The 25,012-nt window shown below is 62.9% G+C and carries 16 protein-coding genes and 6 pseudogenes; 16 read left to right on the forward strand and 6 right to left on the reverse strand.

Annotated features, from left to right (window positions below):
- The first annotated feature begins 113 nt into the window (after positions 1-113).
- The 4 genes and pseudogenes from repC to istB all read left to right on the forward strand — a co-directional run bounded on the left by repC (position 114) and on the right by istB (position 5,398).
- A complete protein-coding gene (gene repC / locus LPB142_RS17250; protein WP_071167364.1) occupies positions 114-1,325 on the forward strand; it encodes a plasmid replication protein RepC in 1,212 nt (403 codons plus the stop codon).
- 180 nt (positions 1,326-1,505) lie between these two features.
- Positions 1,506-3,029: pseudogene (locus LPB142_RS17255) on the forward strand (ParB/RepB/Spo0J family partition protein); the annotation flags it as partial.
- Between the two features lie 120 nt (positions 3,030-3,149).
- Positions 3,150-4,637: an IS21 family transposase gene (istA, locus tag LPB142_RS17260; protein WP_071165182.1), complete on the forward strand. Its 1,488-nt coding sequence runs from the start codon at positions 3,150-3,152 to the stop codon at positions 4,635-4,637.
- Positions 4,634-5,398, forward strand: coding sequence for an IS21-like element helper ATPase IstB (istB, locus tag LPB142_RS17265; RefSeq protein ID WP_071165181.1), 765 nt, complete (start codon positions 4,634-4,636; stop codon positions 5,396-5,398). Before istA ends, istB begins: the two co-directional genes overlap by 4 nt.
- 148 nt (positions 5,399-5,546) lie before the next feature.
- Here istB and LPB142_RS17270 read toward each other — a convergent pair whose 3' ends face one another.
- Positions 5,547-6,710 (reverse strand): tyrosine-type recombinase/integrase, encoded by a 1,164-nt coding sequence (locus LPB142_RS17270; RefSeq protein ID WP_071167461.1) that lies wholly within the window; start codon positions 6,708-6,710, stop codon positions 5,547-5,549.
- Between the two features lie 321 nt (positions 6,711-7,031).
- Positions 7,032-8,266, reverse strand: a pseudogene (locus tag LPB142_RS17275) (IS3 family transposase).
- 207 nt (positions 8,267-8,473) lie between these two features.
- Between LPB142_RS17275 and LPB142_RS17285 the strand changes: the two are divergent.
- Positions 8,474-9,118: an antitoxin of toxin-antitoxin stability system gene (locus LPB142_RS17285; RefSeq protein ID WP_071167365.1), complete on the forward strand. Its 645-nt coding sequence runs from the start codon at positions 8,474-8,476 to the stop codon at positions 9,116-9,118.
- Positions 9,119-9,177: 59 nt separating this feature from the next.
- Here the strand turns inward: LPB142_RS17285 and LPB142_RS18710 are convergent, their stop codons facing one another.
- A complete protein-coding gene (locus LPB142_RS18710) occupies positions 9,178-9,792 on the reverse strand; it encodes an Abi family protein (protein WP_232231050.1) in 615 nt (204 codons plus the stop codon).
- A gap of 359 nt (positions 9,793-10,151) precedes the next feature.
- Positions 10,152-10,448, reverse strand: coding sequence for a hypothetical protein (locus tag LPB142_RS17290; protein ID WP_071167366.1), 297 nt, complete (start codon positions 10,446-10,448; stop codon positions 10,152-10,154).
- A 177-nt stretch (positions 10,449-10,625) separates the two neighbouring features.
- Here LPB142_RS17290 and LPB142_RS17295 point away from each other — a divergent pair, with 177 nt between their 5' ends.
- The 7 genes and pseudogenes from LPB142_RS17295 (at position 10,626) to LPB142_RS17315 (ending at position 19,614) form a co-directional block, all read left to right on the forward strand.
- Positions 10,626-15,014, forward strand: a complete 4,389-nt coding sequence (locus tag LPB142_RS17295) for a bifunctional class I SAM-dependent methyltransferase/DEAD/DEAH box helicase (RefSeq protein WP_071167367.1) — start codon at positions 10,626-10,628, stop codon at positions 15,012-15,014.
- A gap of 3 nt (positions 15,015-15,017) precedes the next feature.
- Positions 15,018-15,215, forward strand: a pseudogene (locus tag LPB142_RS19645) (DNA primase); the annotation flags it as partial.
- 104 nt (positions 15,216-15,319) lie between these two features.
- Entirely contained in the window at positions 15,320-16,357 is a 1,038-nt protein-coding gene (locus tag LPB142_RS17300) for a DUF7146 domain-containing protein (RefSeq protein WP_083392798.1), read from the forward strand.
- 78 nt (positions 16,358-16,435) lie between these two features.
- Entirely contained in the window at positions 16,436-17,239 is an 804-nt protein-coding gene (locus tag LPB142_RS19650) for a site-specific integrase (protein WP_232231051.1), read from the forward strand.
- Entirely contained in the window at positions 17,200-17,679 is a 480-nt protein-coding gene (locus LPB142_RS19655) for a tyrosine-type recombinase/integrase (RefSeq protein ID WP_232231052.1), read from the forward strand. Before LPB142_RS19650 ends, LPB142_RS19655 begins: the two co-directional genes overlap by 40 nt.
- A complete protein-coding gene (locus LPB142_RS17310) occupies positions 17,676-18,632 on the forward strand; it encodes a tyrosine-type recombinase/integrase (RefSeq protein ID WP_071167368.1) in 957 nt (318 codons plus the stop codon). Before LPB142_RS19655 ends, LPB142_RS17310 begins: the two co-directional genes overlap by 4 nt.
- Entirely contained in the window at positions 18,619-19,614 is a 996-nt protein-coding gene (locus LPB142_RS17315) for a tyrosine-type recombinase/integrase (protein ID WP_071167463.1), read from the forward strand. The genes LPB142_RS17310 and LPB142_RS17315 overlap by 14 nt, the downstream gene beginning before the upstream one ends.
- A gap of 31 nt (positions 19,615-19,645) precedes the next feature.
- On the opposite strand, the pseudogene LPB142_RS17320 reads toward LPB142_RS17315, so the two are convergent.
- Positions 19,646-20,682 (reverse strand): annotated as a pseudogene (locus tag LPB142_RS17320) (DUF7146 domain-containing protein).
- Between the two features lie 321 nt (positions 20,683-21,003).
- On the opposite strand from LPB142_RS17320, the gene LPB142_RS18720 reads away from it, so the two are divergent.
- The 4 genes and pseudogenes from LPB142_RS18720 to LPB142_RS19660 all read left to right on the forward strand — a co-directional run.
- Positions 21,004-21,654: a DUF7146 domain-containing protein gene (locus LPB142_RS18720; protein WP_232231053.1), complete on the forward strand. Its 651-nt coding sequence runs from the start codon at positions 21,004-21,006 to the stop codon at positions 21,652-21,654.
- A gap of 362 nt (positions 21,655-22,016) precedes the next feature.
- Complete coding sequence (locus tag LPB142_RS17330) at positions 22,017-22,949, forward strand: DUF2493 domain-containing protein (RefSeq protein ID WP_071167369.1); 933 nt, start codon at positions 22,017-22,019, stop codon at positions 22,947-22,949.
- An 84-nt stretch (positions 22,950-23,033) separates the two neighbouring features.
- Positions 23,034-23,300, forward strand: coding sequence for a WGR domain-containing protein (locus LPB142_RS17335; protein WP_071167370.1), 267 nt, complete (start codon positions 23,034-23,036; stop codon positions 23,298-23,300).
- A gap of 183 nt (positions 23,301-23,483) precedes the next feature.
- Positions 23,484-23,609, forward strand: a pseudogene (locus LPB142_RS19660) (WYL domain-containing protein); the annotation flags it as partial.
- Between the two features lie 37 nt (positions 23,610-23,646).
- Here LPB142_RS19660 and LPB142_RS17345 read toward each other — a convergent pair.
- Positions 23,647-24,881: pseudogene (locus tag LPB142_RS17345) on the reverse strand (IS3 family transposase).
- Positions 24,882-25,012: the final 131 nt, after the last annotated feature.

The following is a 25,012-nucleotide window of genomic DNA, read 5'->3' on the forward strand; positions in this document are numbered from 1 at the left end:
AGCCCGCTACAAAATCTCAGTTTTCGCACTTCTGAATGTAGCGTTCTGGCCCCTACCCCGCAAGCGCAAAGCGATTCGCGGGCCGTAGAAATTTTGCCTTCGTGAACGTTTTCATGGAGTACACACCGATTTCGCCGTTTATGCGGCCGATCTCGCACGCCCATCTGCGCGTGATCGAGCGACCCGAGGCATCTGTTCCGGGCAGACCCGTCAACAAGTGGGAACTCCTGCGCGAGCTCTCCAAGGCGCAAGCGGCCTTTGGCGTGTCAGAACGTGATTTGACTGTTTTGCAGGGGCTCCTCAGCTTCTTTCCAGACGATGCACTTGGCGGGAACGCCGAGATGGTAGTCTTCCCCTCGAACAAGGCGATCTGTGAGCGCCTGAATGGTATGCCCTGCTCCACTATGCGTCGTCACCTCGCGCGTCTTGTCGAGGCTGGTTTGCTCCAGCGGCGTGATAGCCCCAATGGAAAGCGCTACGTCCGCAAGCACGGCGAAGAGCGCGTCGCCTTTGGCTTCGATCTTTCCCCGCTCTACTGCCAGTCCGAGGAGATAGCACGGGCCGCAGAGGCCGTACGTGAGGCTGAGGAGCGCGTCAGGCGTTTGAGAGAGGTTGTAAGCCTCATGCGGCGTGATCTCGCGGCCCTCGCGGAGTTCGGAGACGAGATGCAGCCAGGCCTAGGCATCTGGGACCAGCTTCGTGACAAGGCTATCCTCACAGCGCGCGCGCTTCGCCGTAAGCTTTCAATTGAGGACCTCGCGGCATATCGAGCAGATCTTGAAGCTCTCCTCGATCAGGCACGCAACATCATTGATGGCTCTGAAACAGAAGAAATGAACACCAATGATGCTCGATCTGAGCGTCACCATCATAATTCAAATAAAGAATCTATAGATCTTGAACCTGCTTTAGAAAAAAGCGGGGCGGCGGCCGGCGTGCCAGATGTGGACAGGGATGAGCCCGTGGCTGACGTCGATGAACAGGACACAAGACACCTGCCAAAGATCCCGCTGCACCTGGTGATCGCGGCATGTCCCTCGCTCAAGACCTTCTATCAAGGCGAGATCCGGCATTGGCACCAGCTTTTTGATGCGGCATGCCATGTGCGACCAGCCATGGGGATCAGTGCATCTGCATGGGAAGAAGCTCAGCGGTTCATGGGTCCGGAGCAAGCGTCGATCGTCGTTTCTGCCATGCTGGAACGCTTTGAGGACATCAGATCGCCTGGTGGATACTTGCGAGCTCTGACTGCCAAAGCTGTGGCCGGTGAGTTTTCCTGTGGGCCGATGGTCATGGCATTGATTGGACGACGATCTGCAGCTTAACAGCTGTTAAGGTTGAGAGACTGCGTACTGTTCCGCCACCTCGGGACTGACGACTTAACAGCTGTTAAGGTCCCGTCTCGGGAGCGTCAGAACAGGAGAGAGAAAGGTTTGTTGGTTTGAGGGGTGACGGGAAGTGAGATCGGAAGAGTGGCTTCCGGCGCCCGTCGTGGAGAAGATCTGATGGCGAAATCTGCCCAGAAAGTCACCCTGTCCCCGTCCCGGGACATTCCCTTCGACAAGCTCGTGCTAAGCCAGTCCAACGTCCGGCGCATCAAGGCCGGCATCTCGGTCGAGGAACTGGCCGAAGACATCGCCCGCCGCGGGTTGCTGCAGAGCCTGAGCGTTCGGCCCGTTCTGGCGGATGACGGGTCCGAGACCGGCAAGTTCGAAATCCCCGCTGGCGGCCGGCGCTTCCAAGCACTCTCGCTCCTGGTGGAGCAGAAGCGTCTGGCCAAGACGACGCCCATCCCCTGCATCGTACGGGATGCCACTTCCGCGATCCTCGCCGAAGACGACTCGCTCGCTGAGAACATGCAGCGTGCAGCCCTGCATCCGCTCGACCAGTTCCGCGCCTTTGTTGCTTTGCGGGAGAAGGGTCAAGGCGATGAAGAGATCGCAGCCGCCTTCTTCGTCACGCCGCAGGTGGTGAAACAGCGCCTGAAACTCGCCGCCGTGGCCCCTGCCCTGCTTGAGCTCTATGCCGAGGACGAGATGACGCTGGAGCAGCTGATGGCCTTCACGGTCAATCCGGATCATGAGCGCCAGGTTCAGGTCTGGGAGGCGATCCGGTCATCCTGGAACAAGGAGCCCTATCAGATCCGGCGGATGCTGACGGAAACCTCTGTGCGCGCCTCTGACCGTCGGGCCGTCTTTGTCGGCGTCGAGGCGTACGAGACGGCGGGTGGCACCTTGTTGCATGACCTCTTCCAAGGCGATGACGGCGGCTGGCTGGAAGACCCTGCCCTGCTCGATCGTCTGGTCAGCGAGAAGCTTCAGGCCGAAGCCGAAGCCATCGCGACCGAAGGTTGGAAATGGATCGAGGTCTCGCTCGACCTGCCCTATGGCTACAGCCACGGTTTGCGGCGGCTGAGCGGAGACCCGGCGCCGATGACGGATGACGAAGGCGCGGCCCATGCCAAGCTGCTTGCCGAATACCGAGCGCTCGAAGAGGAATACGAGGGCCAGGATGAATTCCCCGAAGAGATCGACGCGCGTCTTGGCGCGTTGGAAGTCGCGATGGAGAAGCTCGAGGCTCGGCCGCTGATCTTCGACGGTGAGGAGATCGCGCGGGCAGGGGCTTTCGTGACGCTTGATCGCTATGGCGAGCTTGCCGTCTATCGGGGCTTTGTGCGGCCCGAGGATGAGCCTCAGGAAGACGCCGACGTCCACAGCGGTGAACAGGCTGTAGGCGGGCAGGGCGCTGAGCTTTCAACGGGGAGCAGCACGGATGGTGCTGGCCATGGCACGGTGATCACCTCTGCTGGTCAGGCGCTTGGCGCGAACGTGCCCGAAGACGAGGACGACGGCGCGTTGAAGCCGTTGCCCGAGCGGCTGGTCATGGAGCTGACGGCGCACCGCACCCTGGCCTTGCGCGAAGCAGTCGGGCGTTCACCTGAGGTCGCGCTGACGCTGCTGCTCCTGAAGCTCGTGGGTGACACCTTCCGGACATCCAATTTCGCCGGCAGCTGCCTCGAGGCTTCGGTGCTGGAAACGGCGGTGCAAAATTAGGCCACGGTAGCGGCGGGATCGTCTCGCTGCGGGCGGAGTAAAATCCTGCCACTTTTCCCTTCTTGCGGCAGCAGGGAGGGTGGGGAGATTTATACCGTGGAACTTTACAAGAAGGTTCGCTTGGCGTGTGCCGAGGGCATGAGCGCGCGGGCGGCGGCGAAGCATTTCAACATTTCGCGCGGGACGGTTGAGAAGATGTTGGCCTTCTCGGTGCCGCCTGGCTACCGGCGGGACAAGCCGATCAGGCGGCCGAAGCTGGACGGGTTCACCGAGTTCATTGACGCCTGGCTTGAAGCCGACAAGGCGGTGCATCGCAAGCAGCGTCATACGGCCAAGCGGATATGGGAACGGCTTCAGGCCGAGCATGGCTTCACCGGCGGCTATACGATCGTCAAGGATTACGTGCGTGAGCGTGAGCGGCGGACACGGGAGATGTTCGTGCCACTGGCCCATCCGCCGGGCCATGCTCAGGCCGATTTTGGCGAAGCGGTCGTCGTCATCGCCGGTGTCGAGCAGAAGGCGCATTTCTTTGTCATCGACCTGCCGCACAGCGATGCCTATTTCGTCCGGGCCTATCCGGCGGCGACGGCGGAGGCCTGGATAGACGGGCATGTCCGCGCCTTTGCCTTCTTCGGCGGGGTGCCGCAGTCGGTGCTCTACGATAACGACCGCTGCCTGGTCTCGAAGATCCAGCCAGATGGCACGCGCATCCGCGCCACGCTGTTCAGCGGCTTGCAGTCGCATTACCTGTTTCGGGATCGCTATGGTCGGCCCGGGAAGGGGAACGACAAGGGCGCTGTCGAGGGGATGGTCGGCTACGCCCGCCGCAACCACATGGTGCCGATCCCCCACTTTGCCAGTTGGGACGCCTTCAACGCCGACCTTGAAGGGCAGTGCTGCGCACGCCTCACGCGCATTCTTCGGGGTCACAAGGAGACGATCGGCGAGAGGCTGCAGCGCGATCTGGCGGCGATGCGCCCATTGCCTACTGCCCCGTTCGACGCCTGCGACCAAGCGAGCGGCAGGGTCAGCTCGCAGTCGCTCGTGCGCTATGACACCAACGATTACTCGGTCCCGGTCGCCTATGGCCATCAGGATGTCTGGATCCGCGGCTATGTCGATGAGGTCGTGATCGGCTGTCGCGGGGAGGTGATCGCCCGACACCCGCGCTGTTACGATCGCGAGGACATGATCTTCGACCCGGTTCACTACCTCCCGCTGATCGAGCGCAAGATCAATGCCTTGGACCAGGCTGCGCCTCTGGCGGAATGGGACCTGCCCGAAGAGTTCCAGACTTTGCGCCGCCTGATGGAGGCGCGCATGCTCAAGATGGGGCGCCGCGAGTATGTGCAGGTGCTGCGGCTGCTTGAGACCTTTGGCATGGATGACCTGCATGCCGCCGTGAAGAAGGCCCTGAAGCTGGGCGCGGTCGGCTTTGACGCCGTGAAGCACCTCGTGCTTTGCCAGGTCGAGAAGCGCCCCCCAAGGCTTGATCTCGATGTCTACCCCTACCTGCCGCGGGCGAACGTCGAGACGACGCGTGCGGCCAGCTACATGGCCTTGATGTCGGAGGCGGCGGAATGAGCGAGGCTCCGAAGATCCTGCTTGCCCACCATCTGAAGACGCTGAAGCTGCCCACCTTCCTGCGGGAACACGAGAAGGTTGCGCGCCAATGCGCCGCCGAAGGGTTGGACCATGTCCAATTCCTGTCGCGCCTCGTTGAACTGGAACTCATTGACCGCGAGCGGCGGATGGTCGAGCGCCGCATCAAGGCTGCGAAGTTCCCGGCCACCAAAAGCCTCGACAGCTTCGACTTCAAGGCGATCCCGAAGCTGAACAAGATGCAGGTGCTGGAACTGGCGCGCTGCGAATGGATCGAACGGCGTGAGAACGTGATCGCCCTTGGCCCCAGCGGAACCGGCAAGACCCACATTGCCTTGGGCCTCGGGTTGGCGGCCTGCCAGAAGGGCATGTCTGTCAGCTTCACCACCGCCGCCGCGCTGGTCAACGAGCTGATGGAGGCGCGAGACGAACGTCGGCTGCTGCGCGTCCAGAAGCAGATGGCTGCCGTCAAGCTGCTGATCATCGACGAGCTCGGGTTCGTGCCCCTGTCAAAGACCGGCGCCGAGCTGCTTTTTGAGATGATCTCCCAGCGCTACGAGCGCGGTGCCACGCTGATCACCAGCAATCTGCCCTTCGATGAATGGACCGAGACCTTCGGCACCGAGCGGCTGACCGGCGCGCTCCTCGACCGGTTGACCCACCACGTCAACATCCTCGAGATGAACGGCGAAAGCTATCGCCTCGCGCAAAGTCGCGCGCGCAAGACCGGCGACAACACCTGATCCAAAGTATCAGACTTGGACCTGACGGTCCAAGGCGGCCAGTCACCCGCAAGCTATATGGAGAGCGCGGCTGACTGGCCGCCGCCCATCAGCCGCGTCTCGCGCAAACCCAAAGTGGCCCAATTTTGCGCCGCCCCGTGGCCCAATTTTACTCCGCCGTTGACATCATCGTCGTCGCGCGCGACTTGTGGCGCAGAACATCGCCCACCTCGTGCAAGGCTACGCCAGAGCGAACCATCCGAGTTGCGAGGCTGTGGCGAAGCACATGCGATCCGAGATACCGGGCAGGCATCTCGATCTTCAGTGCTGCGCAGGCCCGGGCAAGGATTTTGCTGACGATGCGGCTGTCCTTGAACCCGAGATAGGGGGCATAGGACCTGACAAAAAGAACGCGCGTTACGGTCGATGGTCGGGCATCGCGCAGGTAAGCGCTGATTGCGGCGCCGACATCTTCCGGAAGCGGGAGACGGTCACGCCGTTTGCCCTTTCCTCGGACGAGCAGCTCTCCCGCTCGCCAGTCGATGTCATCGATCTCTATCGCCATGACTTCGGGCACACGCAGGCCGAGCCGGGCCATCAGCAGGAACATGGCATAGTCACGAACGCCATAGCTGGACTCTCGCCGGACCCACTCAAGGATGGCCTCGATGTCTGTCGGCGGCAGATACCTGGGAAGTCGGTTGTTCTGGATGCGATGTACCTTCGGCACAGTCGACGACAGATTGGTTACGGTCAGGCCCCGGGCAAACAGGTACTGGAAGAAGCAGCGCAGATGGGATGCCGGCGTCCGCGCCATCGACAGACTCTTCCCCTTCTGGATGTGTTCGAGGAACGCAACGATGTCTTGGTGCCTGATCGACGAAGGGTCAGGCACTGTTTCGCCAAACCGGTGGTCCAAGAAGCGGACGGCATATCGCTTGACATGATAAACTGAACTCGGACTCAGGCCGCGTTGCCCGAGCAGGAAGCCTTCCAGGTCATCCAGCAGCGTGTCCTTTGCAATTTGGGCAGCAGATACAGGTGGCGGAATCGCAACGCCGATGCTGATGAGGTGGAGGACGAACCGTCTGACCAAGTTCGGGATCCGGACCGCGTTCACTCGATCAAATGGAACCTGCCGGGCAAGGCGATCGGCGATTTCCAGCGTCAATGACGTCGGCTCAACACCATGGGCCTCCAGAACCCGGCCAAACCGTCGAAGCTGGAAGCGATAGTTAGACAGCGCCCTACGCTGCATGTGCGTCGACGCGAGGCTCTCCTCGAACGAACTGAAGTAGGTGTCGAGGCAGGTTGGTTGGATTTTCTTGGCCATACGCTCTCTCCATGTTGCTGGCGCAACAAGGATTATGCCGAACGCCTTGGCACGAAACTGAGGGTTCAGGACCATGAAGCCGGTCAGCCGCACCTAATAATCTTTGGCTGGTCTGGCAGTATGCCAAGTCGATGCTTCTCGTCGACTGGAGGGCCATGCGGCATAATCCTGATCCCGGCATAATATTCTCTGACCTGCTCCCGGCCACGACTCGACGCCTTTGGTGGCGGCGCGCATGCCATCGATCTCAGCGCTCGTAAATCCATCGGCTGGTCCAGCACGTGTACCGGGGCACGGTTATGAGACAGCGCGTTGCGCTGGTCATGCCGCCATTTTGAACCCTTTGGCGGCGTCGGTTTCAAGGGCCTTCTGTTCGGCCCTGATCTGATCGGGCGTTTTGTAGCCGTGCCGTTCCCGCAGCCATGATGCGTTGTATCGCGCGGCGAAGGCGGCCAAAGCATGCCTGAGCTCTTCGACGGTCACAAAATGGCGGACCCAGAGCAGTTGCTCCTTGAGGGTGCGTATGGCCCGTTCGGCCACCCCATTGCCCTCGGGCTGGCGCACGAAAGCTGGTGAACTGGTGATCCCGAAGCATTTGATCTCGCTCTGGAAGTCTTCTGACATGTAGTTCGATCCGTGGTCGTGCCGCAGGATCAGGCCGAGGGCCGTATCCGGCCCGATACAGCCGAAGTGCCGGGTGACGCCCTGACGGATCGGTTCCAGCGCCTCCCACCGGCTGGCACTTGAAGACGCATGGGTGCCGACGAACTCGCCCGAGCAATGATCCACCGCGATGAACACGTAGGCCCGTCCCTCCCCGATGGTGACCGTCTGGGTCATGTCCGTGCCCCAGACCTGATCGACCCGCTCAGTGACGATCGTCCCGTCATGGGGATGCGCATCCCGCTGGACGGGTCGCTGAGGTGCCAGAAGGTCGTTCTCCTTCATGACCCGCCGCACCCGACGGGGGGCGGTACAGACGCCCAGATGCCGAAGCCGCGCCCATATCTTCCGGTAGCCTTCCCCGGAAAACGGCGAGGCTTCGATGATGGCCTCGATATGCTCCAGAAGCGCGCTGTCGCTGCAGGCCCCCTCCGGACCACGACGACGTGGCGGCCGCGCCTCATTGGCGGCATTGCCCGTAACACGATGCCGGTACACCGTCGCCCGGGGGACCCCCCAGATGTTGCAGACACGCGTCGTCCCGTAGCGCCGGTGCGTGGAGATCGAGTGCGCCTGGCTCATGTCCTCGACCTCCGCCGGGCCAAAGGGCGGCCGCCCTCCAGCTTGTCGATCTTCGCGTACAGCAACTCGTTGGCCATGGTGATCTCGCCCACCTTGGCCTGCAGCCGCGCAATCTCGTCGTCACGCTCATCGCGCTCGCGTTCCTTCAGCGCACTCTCGGCCGCCATGAGCACCCGGTCGCGCCATTCGGACAGCCGGTGAACCGGAACGTTCAGGTCCCGCGACACCGCCTCCAAGCTCTCACCCCGCATGAGCCGCTGAACCGCCACGAGTTTGCGCTTCGCCGAAAGGCGCCTGGCAGGACCGGCCACGGCCCCGCCGTCGCCAGCGTGATGGGCGCGCGCCGACGGGGCCGTGGCCTCCGTCGCACCTGAGGTGTCGTCGATCTTCTTGTCCATGCTCTACTCCCCTTTCCTGAGAGAAATAGCGCTCCGAACTGTCTCAAGAAACCGTGCACCAGCCCAGCTGGTCCAGCACGCAAGAATGGTTGGTCGCGGCGCTGAACAGGGAGGACGCCGATGCCTGAGATCATCTGCACCACTGTCTACCAGTTCCCCGAGCTCTCGGATGCGGCCAAAGAGAAGGCCCGCTGCTGGTATCGCGACCTCGGGCCCCACGACGACTGGTGGGACGCGGTCTATGAAGATTTCGAGCGGGTCTGCGAGATACTCGGCATCAGCCTGAAGACCACGCCCGTCCGCCTGATGGGCGGCGGGATGCGCCAAAAGCCCTGCATCTGGTTCTCCGGGTTCTGGAGTCAGGGCGACGGGGCCTGTTTCGAAGGATACTGGTCCCACGCCAAGGGCGCGGCCGCTCGCATTCGGGACTACGCGCCCACGGACGCGACGTTGCACGGCATCGCCGACCGGCTGCAGGCCATCCAGCGGCGGAACTTCTACCAGCTCGCCGCCGAGGCCAGCCACCGTGGTCGCTACTACCATGAATACACCATGTCGGTGGACATCACGCGGGACAGCGCGACCTGGCAGCCGCCGACTGAGGACGCGGAAGAAGTCGTGACCGAGGCGCTACGTGATCTGGCCCGCTGGCTCTACCGCCAGCTTGAAGCCGAATACGACCAGCTCACCTCAGACCAGGCCATCGAGGAGGGAATCATCGTCAACGCGTATACGTTCACGGAAGGAGGGCGGCGGTTTGGGTGAGCTGATCTCGTTTCACGCAGACAAGCGGGGGCTAGTCTGTTGTAAGATATCGGCAGTGGTCACGGCTTCTGCCGCACGACCGTCATGACCCGGGAATATTGTTTGATCCAGATGGCCTTATCTGGGCTCAACCATTTAATCAGTTCCATGATCTGACTATACTCAGCGGTGATATTTCGATGAAGAATTGGCTCATGATGAAAGACGCGGTTGCGGAATTCACGGACATCGTCACAGCGCTTGTATAGTTGTGCATAGGAAACAGGCCCCGGCAGGTGAGGGAAGTCTGCATGCAGACTTGCCCAGAAGACGGGTTCGTGCCTTGGCAGCAGCATTTTCACCCAGAATCCAAAATTGAGCTCTGCGGTCATTCGCCCTGAGGTAACCGCGCCCGTTGTGACGAGCTTGTCGCGTGCTGTTTTTACTATGCGCTTGCCGCCGCTCTTGATCTGCAAGAGAAAGGCAGGGTCATCCCACCATTGCGGACCATAGAGCGCGATGAGGCGAGCGACGATTATATTCCTTAGACTGACCTCGGCTGCGCTCAGTACAGGGAAGAAAGCCTCACTGAGCTGAATGTTCCAGCCATAGAGGGCCAGAGCGCGATCTGGATTGTGACCAGCAGCAACGAGGTACTTCGTGAGACGTTCTTGAGAAATTATATTTGTTACCAAATACTTAATGCTCCGATCGACTGTTCGCGTACCGTCAGACTGCGCTTGACAGTCGTGCGAAGATACCCATATATGAGAGCAATCGAAGGCAAAGTCAGGCCTTCAAACCCTTAGAAGCCCGCGACAGCCGTTACAGGTCCTCGCGGGTTTTCGCTTTTTATACATCTACTTACGGAAATCCAAGAAGATTTGGCGAGGCAAACTCTCAGCCCAATATGGTGCGGTGGCGCTTGTTCATCCCACTATTCTGCTTCTAGTCGACCTTCACCAGGAATGGCTTTTCCAAGCTCAGAGTTATGACGTGTGAAGATACCGCAGGCCTGTGACCCCGTTCGTCGGGGGCGAGCGCCCCGTTCCTGTCACTTGTTCCCGTCGATCCACTTCGACATGAGCCCCTTGTCGCGGAAGCATTCGTCCGGAACGGCGCGCTGTTTGATCCGGGCGAGTTTCTCAGCGAAGGCTACCTGCTTGGACGTGGGCAGCCGGTCCATGTCCGATACCGGCTTCAGCTGGGCCTGAGCCTCGATCCAAGCGCTCAAAGATCGCCGGTCTTGCTGAACCTCCCAGGGCAGGAGCGTCCGGTTGCGCAGGGCGAGCGACCGCGCATAGGCAATCTGCTTGGGTGTTACGGGCAGGGCGTGCGTGGTGATTTCCATGGTGGAACCCCCTTTCTGGCTTGGTTCAGAATATAGAACATAACAGGAACAAAGTCAAGCAAAGCATCGGGAACGCCTTGGTGCGAGAGGGAGAGAGGGGCCGGGAAAGATCAGGTCCGAGGCTGCCCGAGAGAGGGTGTCCGGGCCTGATCCTATCCTTCATTCCGGAGATTCCCGATGACCCATCTTGCCCCTGTTGCGCAGGCGTCCTTGCCTGCGCCCGTTGTTCCGTTGGCAGCAAATCCTGCCCCTGCGATCGTTGCTGTTGCCGAAGCGCTGCAGCCCGATCTGGCGCAAGGGCTTCTGATCGACCCGCTGCGCCTGCGCCGCGAGATGGAACATGCCTTTGGCGGTTCCGATGCGACCGGTGCTTGGGACTGGAAGCTCGCCTATGAGGCGGGCGAGGTGGCGCTGATCCTCTTTCTGCGGAAATTCGGTCGGGCGTTGCTTGCGCGTGCCGGCTCGCCTGCGGCGCTCTTGCCGATCCTCGCCAAGGTGGCAGGCCTCTTGCCCACGCACACCCGGCGGTCGGAAGAGATGGAGCGCTTTCAGCAATTCTCGACGCCGCTGCCCATGGGGCTCGCGGCTGTGGCGGCAGCACAGATCACGCCCTATGATCTTGTCCTAGAGCCGTCTGCCGGGACCGGGCTTCTGGCGATCCTCGCCGAGATCGCCGGCGGCACTCTGGCTCTGAACGAGTTGGCGGACACCCGCGCCGACCTTCTTCGCTTGCTGTTCCCGGGCCGACCGGTCACGGGGTTTGATGCCGCGCAGATCGACGATCATCTCGATGCCTGCTCAAGCCCGAGCGTCATTCTGATGAACCCGCCCTTCTCGGCTGTGGCCAATGTCGATGGTCGGTCGACCGAGGCGACGGCCCGACATCTGCGCTCGGCCCTTGCGCGCTTAGTTCCCGGCGGACGGCTCGTGGCCATCACAGGGGCCGGTTTCGCTCCTGATGCGCCGGCCTGGGCCGAGACCTTCGGCCGTCTGACCGAGACGGCCCATCTCATCTTCACCGGCGCGGTGTCGGGCGCAGCTTTCGCCAAGCACGGCACCAGCTTCGAGACGCGGATTTCTGTCTTCGATAAATGCCGCGGCGGTGAGCCGGGCGGCATCACCGCTGACCTGCACCAGCCCACGTCCCCCGACGTGGCGCGTCTAATGTCCAGGGTCACTGCAGAGGTTCCGCCGCGCCTCGAGATGGAACGGGCCGCAAATGCGCGTCTGGGCCACTCTCCCCTCTTCCCGGGAAATCCTGCCCCCACAACATGCAAGCCCGTCAACCGATCGCGCGCGACCTCTGCGGCTCAACCGGAGAAACCTGGAGCGCAGATCGAGGTCGAGGACCTAAGCTACGAACTCCGCGACAACGCCGAGGACGCGACACGTCTGTCCGATGCGATCTACGAGACCTTCCGTTTGCAGGCGATCGACATCCCCGCAGCGACCGCACACCCGACCAAGCTTGTGCAATCGGCGGCCATGGCCTCTGTCGCACCTCCGAAACCCACGTACCGCCCCAAGCTGCCCCCGGCCGTCCTGCGCGACGGCCTGCTGTCCGACGCGCAGCTCGAGACCGTCATCTACGCGGGGGAGGCGCATGGCGCGCATCTCACTGGGTCTTGGACCGTTGATGAGACCGGAGACATGGTCTCCGCTGCACGGGACGATGCCGCTGACGCCGTCCGCTTCCGCCGGGGTTTCTTTTTGGGTGATGGCACCGGCGCGGGCAAGGGCCGTCAGTCGGCCGGGATCTTGCTCGACAACTGGGCCCGAGGAAGACGCAAGGCGCTCTGGATCTCGAAAAGCGACAAGCTTCTCGAGGACGCACAGCGCGACTGGTCGGCCCTTGGCCAGGAGCGCCTGCTGGTCACGCCGCTCTCGCGCTTTGCCCAAGGCCGCGACATCCCGCTGACCGAGGGCATTCTCTTCACCACCTACGCCACACTGCGTTCTGAAGAACGGGGGGCCAAGAAATCCCGCGTCGATCAGATCGTCGACTGGCTCGGGGCGGAGTTCGATGGGGTGATCCTCTTTGACGAAAGCCATGCCATGGCGAATGCCGCCGGGGGCAAAGGCGAGCGAGGCGATACCATGGCCTCGCAGCAGGGCAGGGCGGGTCTGCGGCTGCAGCACAAACTTCCGAATGCCCGCGTGGTCTATGTCTCGGCCACGGGTGCCACGACCGTCCACAACCTCGCCTATGCGCAGCGTCTCGGGCTTTGGGGCGGGGAGGATTTCCCCTTCCAGACCCGGTCGGAATTCGTGGAAGCCATTGAGGCTGGCGGTGTCGCGGCGATGGAGGTTCTTGCCCGCGACCTCCGGGCACTCGGCCTCTACACAGCGCGGTCGCTTTCCTATGACGATGTCGAATACGAGATGCTAGAGCATGCTCTCAGCCCCGAGCAGCGCGGCATCTACGATGCCTATGCCGGGGCCTTCGCTATCATCCACAACAACCTGACTGCGGCGCTGGAGGCGGCGAACATTTCCGGCGCGGCCGACGGGCCGACCGGGTCGGGCACGCTGAACCGCCAGGCCAAGTCCGCAGCGCGGTCCGCCTTCGAGAGCGCCAAACAGCGCTTCTTCGGCCATTTGCTCACCTCGATGAAGACCCCCACGCTTATCGCATCCATCGATGCAGATCTGGCTGCGGGTCACGCGGCGGTCATCCAGATCGTCTCGACGGGTGAGGCGCTGATGGAACGCCGCCTGTCGGAGATCCCGACCGACGAATGGAATGATATCCGTTGTGACATCACACCCAGGGAATACGTTCTGGACTACCTCGCCCATTCCTTCCCGGTGCAGCTCTACGAGCCTTTCACCGACAGCGAGGGCAACCTCTCGTCGCGCCCCGTCACGCGCGACGGCCAACCGGTGGAGTGCCGCGAAGCCGTCCGGCGTCGTGACGCGCTGATCGAGAAACTGGCTTCGCTTCCGCCGGTGCCGGGTGCACTCGACCAGATCGTCCAGCGCTTCGGCACGGATCTCGTGGCCGAAGTCACAGGGCGCTCGCGGCGCATCGTGCGGAAGGGCGAAGGGCATTCGGCACGGCTCGTAGTGGAGAACCGGGCTGGAGCCGCGAACTTCGCGGAAACCCAAGCCTTCATGGATAACGAAAAGCGTATCCTGATCTTCTCGGATGCCGGCGGCACCGGGCGCAGCTATCACGCCGATCTCGGGGCGAAGAACCAGCGCCTGCGGGTCCACTACCTCTTGGAACCCGGCTGGAAAGCAGACGCGGCGATTCAAGGTTTGGGCCGCACCAACCGCACCAACCAGGCGCAGCCGCCGCTGTTCCGGCCGGTGGCCACCGATGTGAAGGCGGAGAAGCGGTTCCTGTCCACCATCGCGCGCCGCCTCGATACGCTCGGAGCCATCACGCGGGGTCAGCGCCAGACGGGCGGGCAGGGGCTGTTTCGCCCCGAGGACAATCTCGAGTCACCTTACGCCCGCGATGCGCTGCGCCAGCTTTACCGCCGCATCTATCGCGGCGATGTCGTGGGCTGTTCCCTCGGGGCCTTCGAGGATGCCACCGGCCTGAGCCTGACCGATGACAACGGTCTGAAGGACGACCTGCCGCCGATCACGACCTTCCTCAATCGCCTGCTGGCGCTGACGATCGACATGCAAGCCGTGCTATTCTCGGTCTTCGAGGAATTGCTCGACCAGCGGATCGAGGGCGCCATCGCCGCCGGGGTCTATGACCTTGGGCTCGAGACGCTGCGCGCCGAGAGCTTCCGCGTCACGGACGCGCGGGTGATCTACACCCATCCAGGCTCGGGTGCGGAAACCCAGCTTCTCACCATCGCGGAAAAGCGCCGCAACACGCCGACAGCGCTCGTGGATGCGCTCGACTGGCTCGATGATCCAAAGGCGCGGCTCTTGGTCAACAGCCGCTCAGGCCGGGCGGCGGTGCAGGTGCCCGCCACCAGCCTGATGCTGGACGATGGCACCATCGAGCCGCGCCTGCGCCTGATCCGCCCGTTTGATGCCAGCACGGTCCCGGCCAAGGTCATGGAGGACACCCACTGGCTCGAGGCCGACCGCGCGGCCTTCACAGCGGCGTGGACTGCGGAACTGGCCCAGGTGCCGGAGTTTTCGGACTCCACGCTGCACATCGTGGCAGGTCTGCTGCTGCCGATCTGGAAGCAGCTTCCCCAGGATGAAACCCGCGTCTACCGCCTGCAGATCGATGACGGGCAGCGTATCATCGGCCGCCGCGTCTCGCCCGCCTGGGTCGCGACCACGCTGGCCAAAGACGCGCCGAAGCTCTCGGCGGCGCAGGTCCATGCCCTCGTTCTGGAGGGCAAGACAGTCGTGAGGCTGGCCGAAGGGATGGAATTGCACCGCTCGCGCGTCATGGGTGTGAACCGGATCGAGCTTTCGGGCTTCTCGGAGGCAGCCAAGGATCGACTCAAGGCCGACGGCTTCTTCTCGGAAATCATCAGCTGGAAGCTGCGGCTGTTCTGCCCGACCGACGCCGATGGCGTCGCGATACTGGATCGCCTTCTTGCACGTTGCCCTGTCGCAAGTCTACATGATCGCGGAGGTTGTTGACCCATGTATTCCGAGACCGAAGACCTTGTGCGCGATCTGGCTGAAAATGCCGAAGGCGTCTGTCGTGCCTACTTGTCCAAGGGGAGGCGGGAAGGATCCTACTGGATCGTCGGCGATCTGCAGAACAACCCCGGTCGGTCACTCTTCGTGCGGTTGACGGGCCCTGCGTCGGGACCAGGGGCAGCGGGCAAGTTTACGGAACATGTTGCGGCGCGGATTATGTTGCGGTTGCGGTTCTGGTCCCTGTTCTGCTGTGGATTTCGCGGGGCTGGGCAACATAACCTCAGCGCAGCGGGGGGAGTTTCGTGAAGGTGCGCGATGCAGCGGAACTGTCACGCCGCCTCGCGCGCGATGCTGAGGCCGTGTGTCGGCATTACCTTCCCAACGGGCGGCGGCAGGGTCAGTACTGGACCGTCGGCGATGCGCGCAACACGCCGGGGCGGTCGATGTTCGTCCGGCTGAAGGGACCGGAGGCGGGCCCCGGTGCCGCCGGTCATTGGACCGATGCCGCCACGGCCGAACATGGCGACCTTCTCGACGTGATCCGGGAGAGCTGTGGCCTGACCTCGTTCGGCGATGTTGTCGAGGAGGCGCGGCGCTTCCTGAGCCTGCCACTGGTCGAGCTTGCCCGGCCCGACACTCCTATGCCTGCCCGCGCCACCATGGTGTCGCCGGATGCGGCACAGCGGCTGATTGCCATGGCGCAGCCGATCCGGGGCACCCCGGTCGAGACCTATCTGGCTGGTCGTGGCATCGCGCCGGTCGAGGACGCGGGGGCGTTGCGGTATCATCCACGCTGCTACTATCGACCCGACACAGGCGCACCAGCGCAGCCGCGTCCGGCGATGATCGCGTCCGTCACCGACCTGCAGGGCAGGATCACCGGAGCGCACCGCACCTGGCTCGCGCCGGACGGCTCGGGCAAGGCGGCGGTCACCACTCCCCGGCGGGCCATGGGCAACCTCCTAGGCAATGCCGTGCGCTTCGGGGTTGCGGATGAGGTTCTGGCCGTCGGCGAAGGGATCGAGACGATGCTGTCGCTGCGCGCGGCATTGCCGGGCATGCCGATGGCGGCAGCATTGTCGGCTGGTCATCTGGGCGCGTTGGAGATCCCGCGCAACTTGCGACGCCTCTACATCGCCCGCGACGCCGATGCCGCGGGCGACAGGGCCGTCGCCACTCTGACCGCACGCGCGCTAGCGGCGGGGATCGACGTGCAGGTGCTGTCGCCCCGAGGCGGCGACTTCAACGACGACCTGCAGGCCACCGGCCTCAACCAGCTGCGCGCAGCACTCCACCCCCAACTCACACCAGAAGATGCAAACAAGTTCGGCGAAGGCTGAACAGCGAGGAGGATCGAACGCGGAGGTGTGCGCCGAAACGTGCGAACTCTGTGTTTCCATAGAAAAGGAGACACAGCCATGTTCGAAGAAATCTTCCTCGCACCGGCGGCGGCAAAGCACCGCAATGCGCCGCTCGCCGATCTAAGGGCAGGATACCTTCTACAACTCAAAGCAGGTGGGGCACGGCGCACCACACTGCGAAAGCATGCGAATGCCCATCTCAACCTCGTGCGGCTTCTGGACCTTCGCGATCACGACAGGATTAGCCAGAATGAGATCGAAACCGCCGCCAGGCTCTGGGCCAATCCCGAAGGTCGCAGATTTGACCGGGAGGCCACAAGTAAGGCCAAGCAGCGCTTCATCAGCCATTGCTCAGACCTTCTGCATCACCTTGGCTGGATCGAAGCCGATGACGCGGTCCATCCCTGTGCCGCAGAACTCAGTACCTACGAAACCTGGTTGCGCAAGGAGCGGGGCCTCTCCCCCGAAACGGTTCGTGGTTACTGTCACGCGGCTGGCCACTTCCTGACCCGGATTGCGGCGCGCGGCATTCTGATCGGCGCGCTTTCGATAGCTGATATTGACGATATCATTGGTGATGAACATCGCCGCGGCGTCTGGAGCCGAAGAACGCTCCACGACTACGCGCAGCGCCTCAGAGCATTCATCGCCTTTGCCGAAAAGCGCAAATGGTGTCGCCCGGGTTTGGGCGCAGGTATCGTCGCCCCGAGATACAGGGTTGACGAGGTATTGCCGAAGGGGATCGAGCGCAACGACGTCGAGCGGCTTATGGATTCGGTCTGCGGGGGCGCATTGTCGATCTGCGTGATCGGGCGATCCTCATGCTGTTCACATCCTACGGTTTGCGTGTCGCTGAGGTAGCGGGCCTGCGCCTCGATGACTTCGATTGGGACGCTGAAATGCTTCGAGTCCGATGCCCGAAGCCGGGTCGGACCCAGCTCTGGCCGCTATTTCAGGAAGTTGGGCAGGCGATCCTGGACTACTTCCAGCATGGGCGGCCTACAGGTTACGGGCGCGCTGTCTTCTTCACCTCGCGGGCGCCGATCCGTCCCTTGGATCGCAAAGCATTGGGAAAAATCGTTCGCGATAGACTCGCGACAATCGGCGTCGTGACGGGCCGGCGAGGCCCACATGCACTCCGGCATGCAGCCGCCCAACACCTTATGGATCGCGGCATGTCGATGAAAGTCATCGGAGACTTCCTCGGCCATCGCGATCCGTCTTCAACGGCGATTTATGCGAAGGTCGACTTGGCAGCCTTACGTGAGGCGGCAGCCCTCGAACTGGAGGGCCTGCTATGAAACTGGGAGTTGCGATTGAGCACTACGTCGAATGGCGACAAGCACATGGTGCGAAGTTCACGACGGCACGGAACCTCTTGCGGCAGTTCCTGCGCCACGTCGGTGACGAAATAGAATGCGACGACATATCGACGGACCAGGTGCTGAGCTTTTTGATTGGTCAGGGACCTAGAACCCGGCATCGCGACAGCAAAGCTTATGCTCTGGCGGGCTTTTGGAGATTTGCAATCAGTCGCGATTACGCCGGCTCTTCGCCGCTCCCCGCAAGCGAAGGACCGCGACCCTTGCTGGCTCCACCTCATATTTACAGTCGCATACAGTTGCAGCGTCTCTTCGATCTTCGAAACATCGAGATCGCATTGGGCCGCGCGAAGCAACTCGACCCAATCACGTTCCGCACATTGCTCTTGCTGCTCTATGGCGCCGGGCTGCGCTACAGCGAGGCAACCGGCCTCGCGCGTGAAAATGTCGACATGTCAACTTCCGTCCTGACGATCCGGGATACCAAATTCCAAAAAAGCAGGTTGGTACCATTCGGATTGTCCCTCGCGAAAGTGCTTGTCGACCACCTGTTGCAGCCTGCGGGAAAGCGATATGCGAAGGATGGTACTGCGTTCTTGCTGTCGAATAGGGACGGCACGCGGCTCGCCAGCAGCACCGTTCAGGCTGCGTTCGACCGGCTACGGCGCACTGCGGACGTCCGTGGTAGCGTGGGTGGTAGAGTAGCGCCGCGCCTGCACGATCTCCGACACACCTTCGCCGTTCACAGGCTGACCACTTGGTATAGGCAGGGCGCAGATGTGCAACGGCTGATGCCGGTGCTGTCCACCTACCTCGGGCACTCCGATCTGGAAGGCACCAAGATCTACCTGACGATGACCCCGGAACTCTTGAGCCAAGCGTCGAGACGATTTGCGCTCTATGCCCATGGAGGTGATGATGCCCGAGCGTGATCTTCTTGGCCCCTGGCTTCGGCGTTTCCTGACCGAATTCATCGTTACCGAGCGAAACCTGGCCCGAAATACGCGTGCCAGCTATCGTGATACCTTCCGCCTGTTCCTGCCATTTGCCAGCCGAAAGCTGAGAAAACCCGTTGACAGGTTGACGGTGCGTGACCTTGCATCAGGGCTCGTTCTAAAGTTCCTCTCGCATGTGGAGGACGACCGCGGATGTTCAGTCCGTACCCGCAATCAACGACTTGCCGCAATAAAAGCCTTTGCCCGCTTTATTGGCAGCAGAGATCCGGCGCATATCGAGTGGTGCGGGCATATCCGCGCCATCTCGTCGAAGAAAACCATGCAGCCATCTGTTGGATGGCTGACTCGGTCGGAAATGGAGGCGATGCTTGCGGTGCCGGATAGGAAGACGGAACGGGGGCAGCACGAATACGCGCTCCTGCTCTTCCTTTACAACACCGGCGCGCGCGTGTCCGAGGCAACAGAGCTGAAGGTGCAGGATCTGTCGCTTGCCGCCCGGAGGGGCGGCCATGATCTTGCGACCCTTCATGGGAAAGGCGGCAAGATCCGCCAGTGCCCGTTGTGGCCGGAAACCGAGCGGGCTCTTGCGCACGAAATCCGTGAACGCGAAATGGACGCACCTGTTTTTGTCAGCAGGCTGGGGACAGGGTTTACGCGCTTCGGGGTCTATCGCCTGATTGAGCGCTGTGCTGCGCAAGTTCCAGCGCTCGCTGGCCGCACGATCACGCCGCATGTGATCCGACATACGACCGCCTGCCATCTGGTTCTTGCCGGGGTAGACATCAACACCATCCGCGCCTGGCTTGGGCATGTGTCGATCAGCACGACCAACATTTATGCCGAGATCGACCTAACGCTGAAAGCCAACGCCGTTGCGCTATGCGAAGTCGGCCAACAGAGGCCAGGGCGCTCGTGGAAGGAGGACAAAGACCTGATGGCGTTCCTGAAATCGCTGTAGCAACCGCGCGTCATTCGATCCTCCTCGCTGTTCAGCCTTCGCCGAACTTGTTTGCATCTTCTGGTGTGAGTTGGGGGTGGAGTGCTGCGCGCAGCTGGTTGAGGCCGGTGGCCTGCAGGTCGTCGTTGAAGTCGCCGCCTCGGGGCGACAGCACCTGCACGTCGATCCCCGCCGCTAGCGCGCGTGCGGTCAGAGTGGCGACGGCCCTGTCGCCCGCGGCATCGGCGTCGCGGGCGATGTAGAGGCGTCGCAAGTTGCGCGGGATCTCCAACGCGCCCAGATGACCAGCCGACAATGCTGCCGCCATCGGCATGCCCGGCAATGCCGCGCGCAGCGACAGCATCGTCTCGATCCCTTCGCCGACGGCCAGAACCTCATCCGCAACCCCGAAGCGCACGGCATTGCCTAGGAGGTTGCCCATGGCCCGCCGGGGAGTGGTGACCGCCGCCTTGCCCGAGCCGTCCGGCGCGAGCCAGGTGCGGTGCGCTCCGGTGATCCTGCCCTGCAGGTCGGTGACGGACGCGATCATCGCCGGACGCGGCTGCGCTGGTGCGCCTGTGTCGGGTCGATAGTAGCAGCGTGGATGATACCGCAACGCCCCGCGTCCTCGACCGGCGCGATGCCACGACCAGCCAGATAGGTCTCGACCGGGGTGCCCCGGATCGGCTGCGCCATGGCAATCAGCCGCTGTGCCGCATCCGGCGACACCATGGTGGCGCGGGCAGGCATAGGAGTGTCGGGCCGGGCAAGCTCGACCAGTGGCAGGCTCAGGAAGCGCCGCGCCTCCTCGACAACATCGCCGAACGAGGTCAGGCCACAGCTCTCCCGGATCACGTCGAGAAGGTCGCCATGTTCGGCCGTGGCGGCATCGGTCCAATGACCGGCGGCACCGGGGCCCGCCTCCGGTCCCTTCAGCCGGACGAACATCGACCGCCCCGGCGTGTTGCGCGCATCGCCGACGGTCCAGTACTGACCCTGCCGCCGCCCGTTGGGAAGGTAATGCCGACACACGGCCTCAGCATCGCGCGCGAGGCGGCGTGACAGTTCCGCTGCATCGCGCACCTTCACGAAACTCCCCCCGCTGCGCTGAGGTTATGTTGCCCAGCCCCGCGAAATCCACAGCAGAACAGGGACCAGAACCGCAACCGCAACATAATCCGCGCCGCAACATGTTCGGTATTATGTGGAATTCCACATAATACCGATGGGGCCACAGGCGAGCATGGCGATCTCCTCGATATCATCCGCGCCCGGACGGGGATCACGCGCTTCCCCGACCTTGTCGCCGAGGCCCGAGCGCATCTTGGCCGTCCGCAGCCGGTCGTCCCGGATAGGCAAGAGCCGAGGAAGGCCAAGGCGCCCGGTGGCACTCCTGCGGCGGCGGTGCGCTTGTTTGCTGCCTCGAACCCGATCACAGGCACGCTTGCTGAGACCTACCTCCGTTCCCGAGGCATCACCCAATTCGGGGCGAACGGCGCCTTACGCTTCCACCCGAAGTGCTGGCATCGGGAAGAGGGGCAGACCCAGAGCATCCCCAGACCGGCGATGATCGCGGCGGTCACCGATGGGGCAGGGGCCGTGCAGGGCGTGCATCGCACCTGGCTGGCGCCTGACGGACAGGGGAAGGCGGCAGTGAATCCACAGCGTCGGGCTATGGGTCACCTCCTCGGCAATGCCGTTAGGCTGACCTCGCAGGATGACATCCTCGTCGTCGGCGAAGGCATCGAGACCATGCTGTCCCTGTCCGAGGCAATCCCAGGTCTGCCCGTCTGGGCGGCACTCTCTTCGGGTCACCTCGGGGTGGTCCAGCTGCCGGAGGGGCTGAAGCGCCTCTACATCGCGATCGATCGCGATCCGGCCGGGCAGCGCGCGGCAGAGAAGTTGAGCGACAGAGCCTCCGAGGTCGGGATTGGTTGCCATGTGCTGGAACCGCGGCTAGGGGATTTCAACGATGATCTTCGGGCGAACGGCAAGGACGCGCTGCGCCAGCATCTGGCAGGTCAGATCGGGCCAGAGGATCGGTATCGCCTGCCCAGCTGAGCTGCATCGCGCAGGGGGGCTGGGAGTGCGGGGCAGGGGGCTGCATCCCAGTCGTGGCTCTGGATCGTCGTCGTCACCTCATCCCGGGCCTTGCGCATCCACCCGTCAGCCCTGCGCGGCCTTCAAGAGATGGGCAGGCCGTCAAAGCGGTTGCCCCTGCAAGGTCGGCAGGGAACCTATTTCCGCCGGCGGCAAAGCCGCCTTTGCATCGCGAGACAAATAGCTTCCCTGCCGACCTCCTCCACGCTGTTCCGGCCCCGGTGAAGCCGGGGTGAAGGGGCAACCGCCCGACGGCTCGGGTCTGCCCATGAAGGCCGCGCGGGATGACGCGCGGACGAGACAGGCCCGGAGGCAAGAAACCGATGACGATCCACACCCGCGACGACGCGTATGAACCCGCCCACACCGCATCCCAGACCGCCCATGCGCTCGACGAGCTGCAGCTCTATGGCTACCGCCCCTTTGACGAGCCCGATCCGCGTCCGATGCCAGATGGGCAGCGCCTCGCCGTCGCCGTCGCCGACATCTTCGACGCCCTCGTTGCGACCCTCGAAGACACCCGCATGGAACCCGACCTCGAAGAGGTGCTCTGGGGCCAGGTCAACCTCTTCCACCGCGCCACGGCCCGGATCGAGCGGACGCTCGATGAGAACGAGCAGGCGCAGCGCCGCCTCCAGCGCGAGCAGGACGGCTCCGAAGTGAAGTCCGTCGAACTCGAGCGCCTGACGGCCGAAGGCCTGACTCTCGTTGAACGGCGCAACTGCATGGACATGATGCGCGATCACGCGGCCACCGAGTTCGTCCATCACACGGGATCGACCTGGCGCCCCCGCACCGGCTCGATGGTGAACCGCCAGCACATGACCGCCGCCCTGATCGACAGCCGCGACTTCCTGGCCGCCAAGCGCCGCGCCGAGACCGAGGTAATGCTTCCCGCAGGCCCCAAGGTCGCCCTCACCGGCGGGACCGATTTCAATGATCACCGCCTGATCTGGGGCAAGCTCGACCAGGTCCGGACTAAGTATCCCGACATGGTCCTCCTGCACGGTGGCAGCCCGAAGGGCGCAGAGCTCATCGCCGCCAAATGGGCCGAAGCCCGGGGCGTGACGCAGGTGGCCTTCAAGCCCGACTGGACCAAGCACGCCAAGGCCGCGCCCTTCAAGCGCAACGACGCGATGCTGGATGTGCTCCCGGTCGGGGTCCTTGTCTTCCCCGGAACCGGTATCCAGGAAAACCTCGCCGACAAGGCCAAGAAGCTCGGCATCCCGGTCATGAAGTTCGAGAAGGGGGCGTGAGCCCCCGACTTCAATCCGGGACAGAACATTGTGGAAACGTCGAAGAGCGCTTGATATTGTGGTCTGGAGAGAGGCATCAACAACATGTTCGACACATCGCAGCAAATGGAAGTGTTCCCGACGACGGTCGATCTCAAGCGGATCGACCCGTCTCTCAACATGCGGCGCTTCTATCGAATGAGCGTTCAGCCGGACCTGTTTGGCGGCGCATGCCTCGTGCGGGAATGGGGCCGTATCGGGTTTCGAGGGCAGATGCTAATCGAACGGCACCCAGACGAGGGGCATGCTGTGACCGAGCTACTGAAGCTTGCAGCGACGAAGCATCGCCGAGGATACTTACGTTCGAGCTAGCTGATCCTTTGGGCTTTGATAGTCCAAGACCAGTCCCTGGGGTATCTACGCCTGAATGGTCGACTTCCAAGGCAACGTCTTGAAATTCGATTGATAATCTCGGCGTCACTCCCTAAGGTTGTCGCAGGCCCAGAAAATGGGCGCGCATAGTTACAATGCGCATTGGGATACCGGGAGGCCAGGGTGGATAACGACAAGTCAGAACTTCGATGGGGAGTCGAGCAACGTCTCGAGTTCATAGAGTTCCGCTTGTTCTGGGAGGGGCATGTAAACCGGAGTGACCTCATGGATCAGTTCGGTGTCTCGGTGTACCGGGGCACGGTTATGAGACAGCGCGTTGCGCTGGTCATGCCGCCATTTTGAACCCTTTGGCGGCGTCGGTTTCAAGGGCCTTCTGTTCGGCCCTGATCTGATCGGGCGTTTTGTAGCCGTGCCGTTCCCGCAGCCATGATGCGTTGTATCGCGCGGCGAAGGCGGCCAAAGCATGCCTGAGCTCTTCGACGGTCACAAAATGGCGGACCCAGAGCAGTTGCTCCTTGAGGGTGCGTATGGCCCGTTCGGCCACCCCATTGCCCTCGGGCTGGCGCACGAAAGCTGGTGAACTGGTGATCCCGAAGCATTTGATCTCGCTCTGGAAGTCTTCTGACATGTAGTTCGATCCGTGGTCGTGCCGCAGGATCAGGCCGAGGGCCGTATCCGGCCCGATACAGCCGAAGTGCCGGGTGACGCCCTGACGGATCGGTTCCAGCGCCTCCCACCGGCTGGCACTTGAAGACGCATGGGTGCCGACGAACTCGCCCGAGCAATGATCCACCGCGATGAACACGTAGGCCCGTCCCTCCCCGATGGTGACCGTCTGGGTCATGTCCGTGCCCCAGACCTGATCGACCCGCTCAGTGACGATCGTCCCGTCATGGGGATGCGCATCCCGCTGGACGGGTCGCTGAGGTGCCAGAAGGTCGTTCTCCTTCATGACCCGCCGCACCCGACGGGGGGCGGTACAGACGCCCAGATGCCGAAGCCGCGCCCATATCTTCCGGTAGCCTTCCCCGGAAAACGGCGAGGCTTCGATGATGGCCTCGATATGCTCCAGAAGCGCGCTGTCGCTGCAGGCCCCCTCCGGACCACGACGACGTGGCGGCCGCGCCTCATTGGCGGCATTGCCCGTAACACGATGCCGGTACACCGTCGCCCGGGGGACCCCCCAGATGTTGCAGACACGCGTCGTCCCGTAGCGCCGGTGCGTGGAGATCGAGTGCGCCTGGCTCATGTCCTCGACCTCCGCCGGGCCAAAGGGCGGCCGCCCTCCAGCTTGTCGATCTTCGCGTACAGCAACTCGTTGGCCATGGTGATCTCGCCCACCTTGGCCTGCAGCCGCGCAATCTCGTCGTCACGCTCATCGCGCTCGCGTTCCTTCAGCGCACTCTCGGCCGCCATGAGCACCCGGTCGCGCCATTCGGACAGCCGGTGAACCGGAACGTTCAGGTCCCGCGACACCGCCTCCAAGCTCTCACCCCGCATGAGCCGCTGAACCGCCACGAGTTTGCGCTTCGCCGAAAGGCGCCTGGCAGGACCGGCCACGGCCCCGCCGTCGCCAGCGTGATGGGCGCGCGCCGACGGGGCCGTGGCCTCCGTCGCACCTGAGGTGTCGTCGATCTTCTTGTCCATGCTCTACTCCCCTTTCCTGAGAGAAATAGCGCTCCGAACTGTCT

It is taken from the genome of Rhodobacter xanthinilyticus (genome assembly GCF_001856665.1).
Taxonomy (GTDB): Bacteria; Pseudomonadota; Alphaproteobacteria; order Rhodobacterales; family Rhodobacteraceae; genus Rhodobacter; species Rhodobacter xanthinilyticus.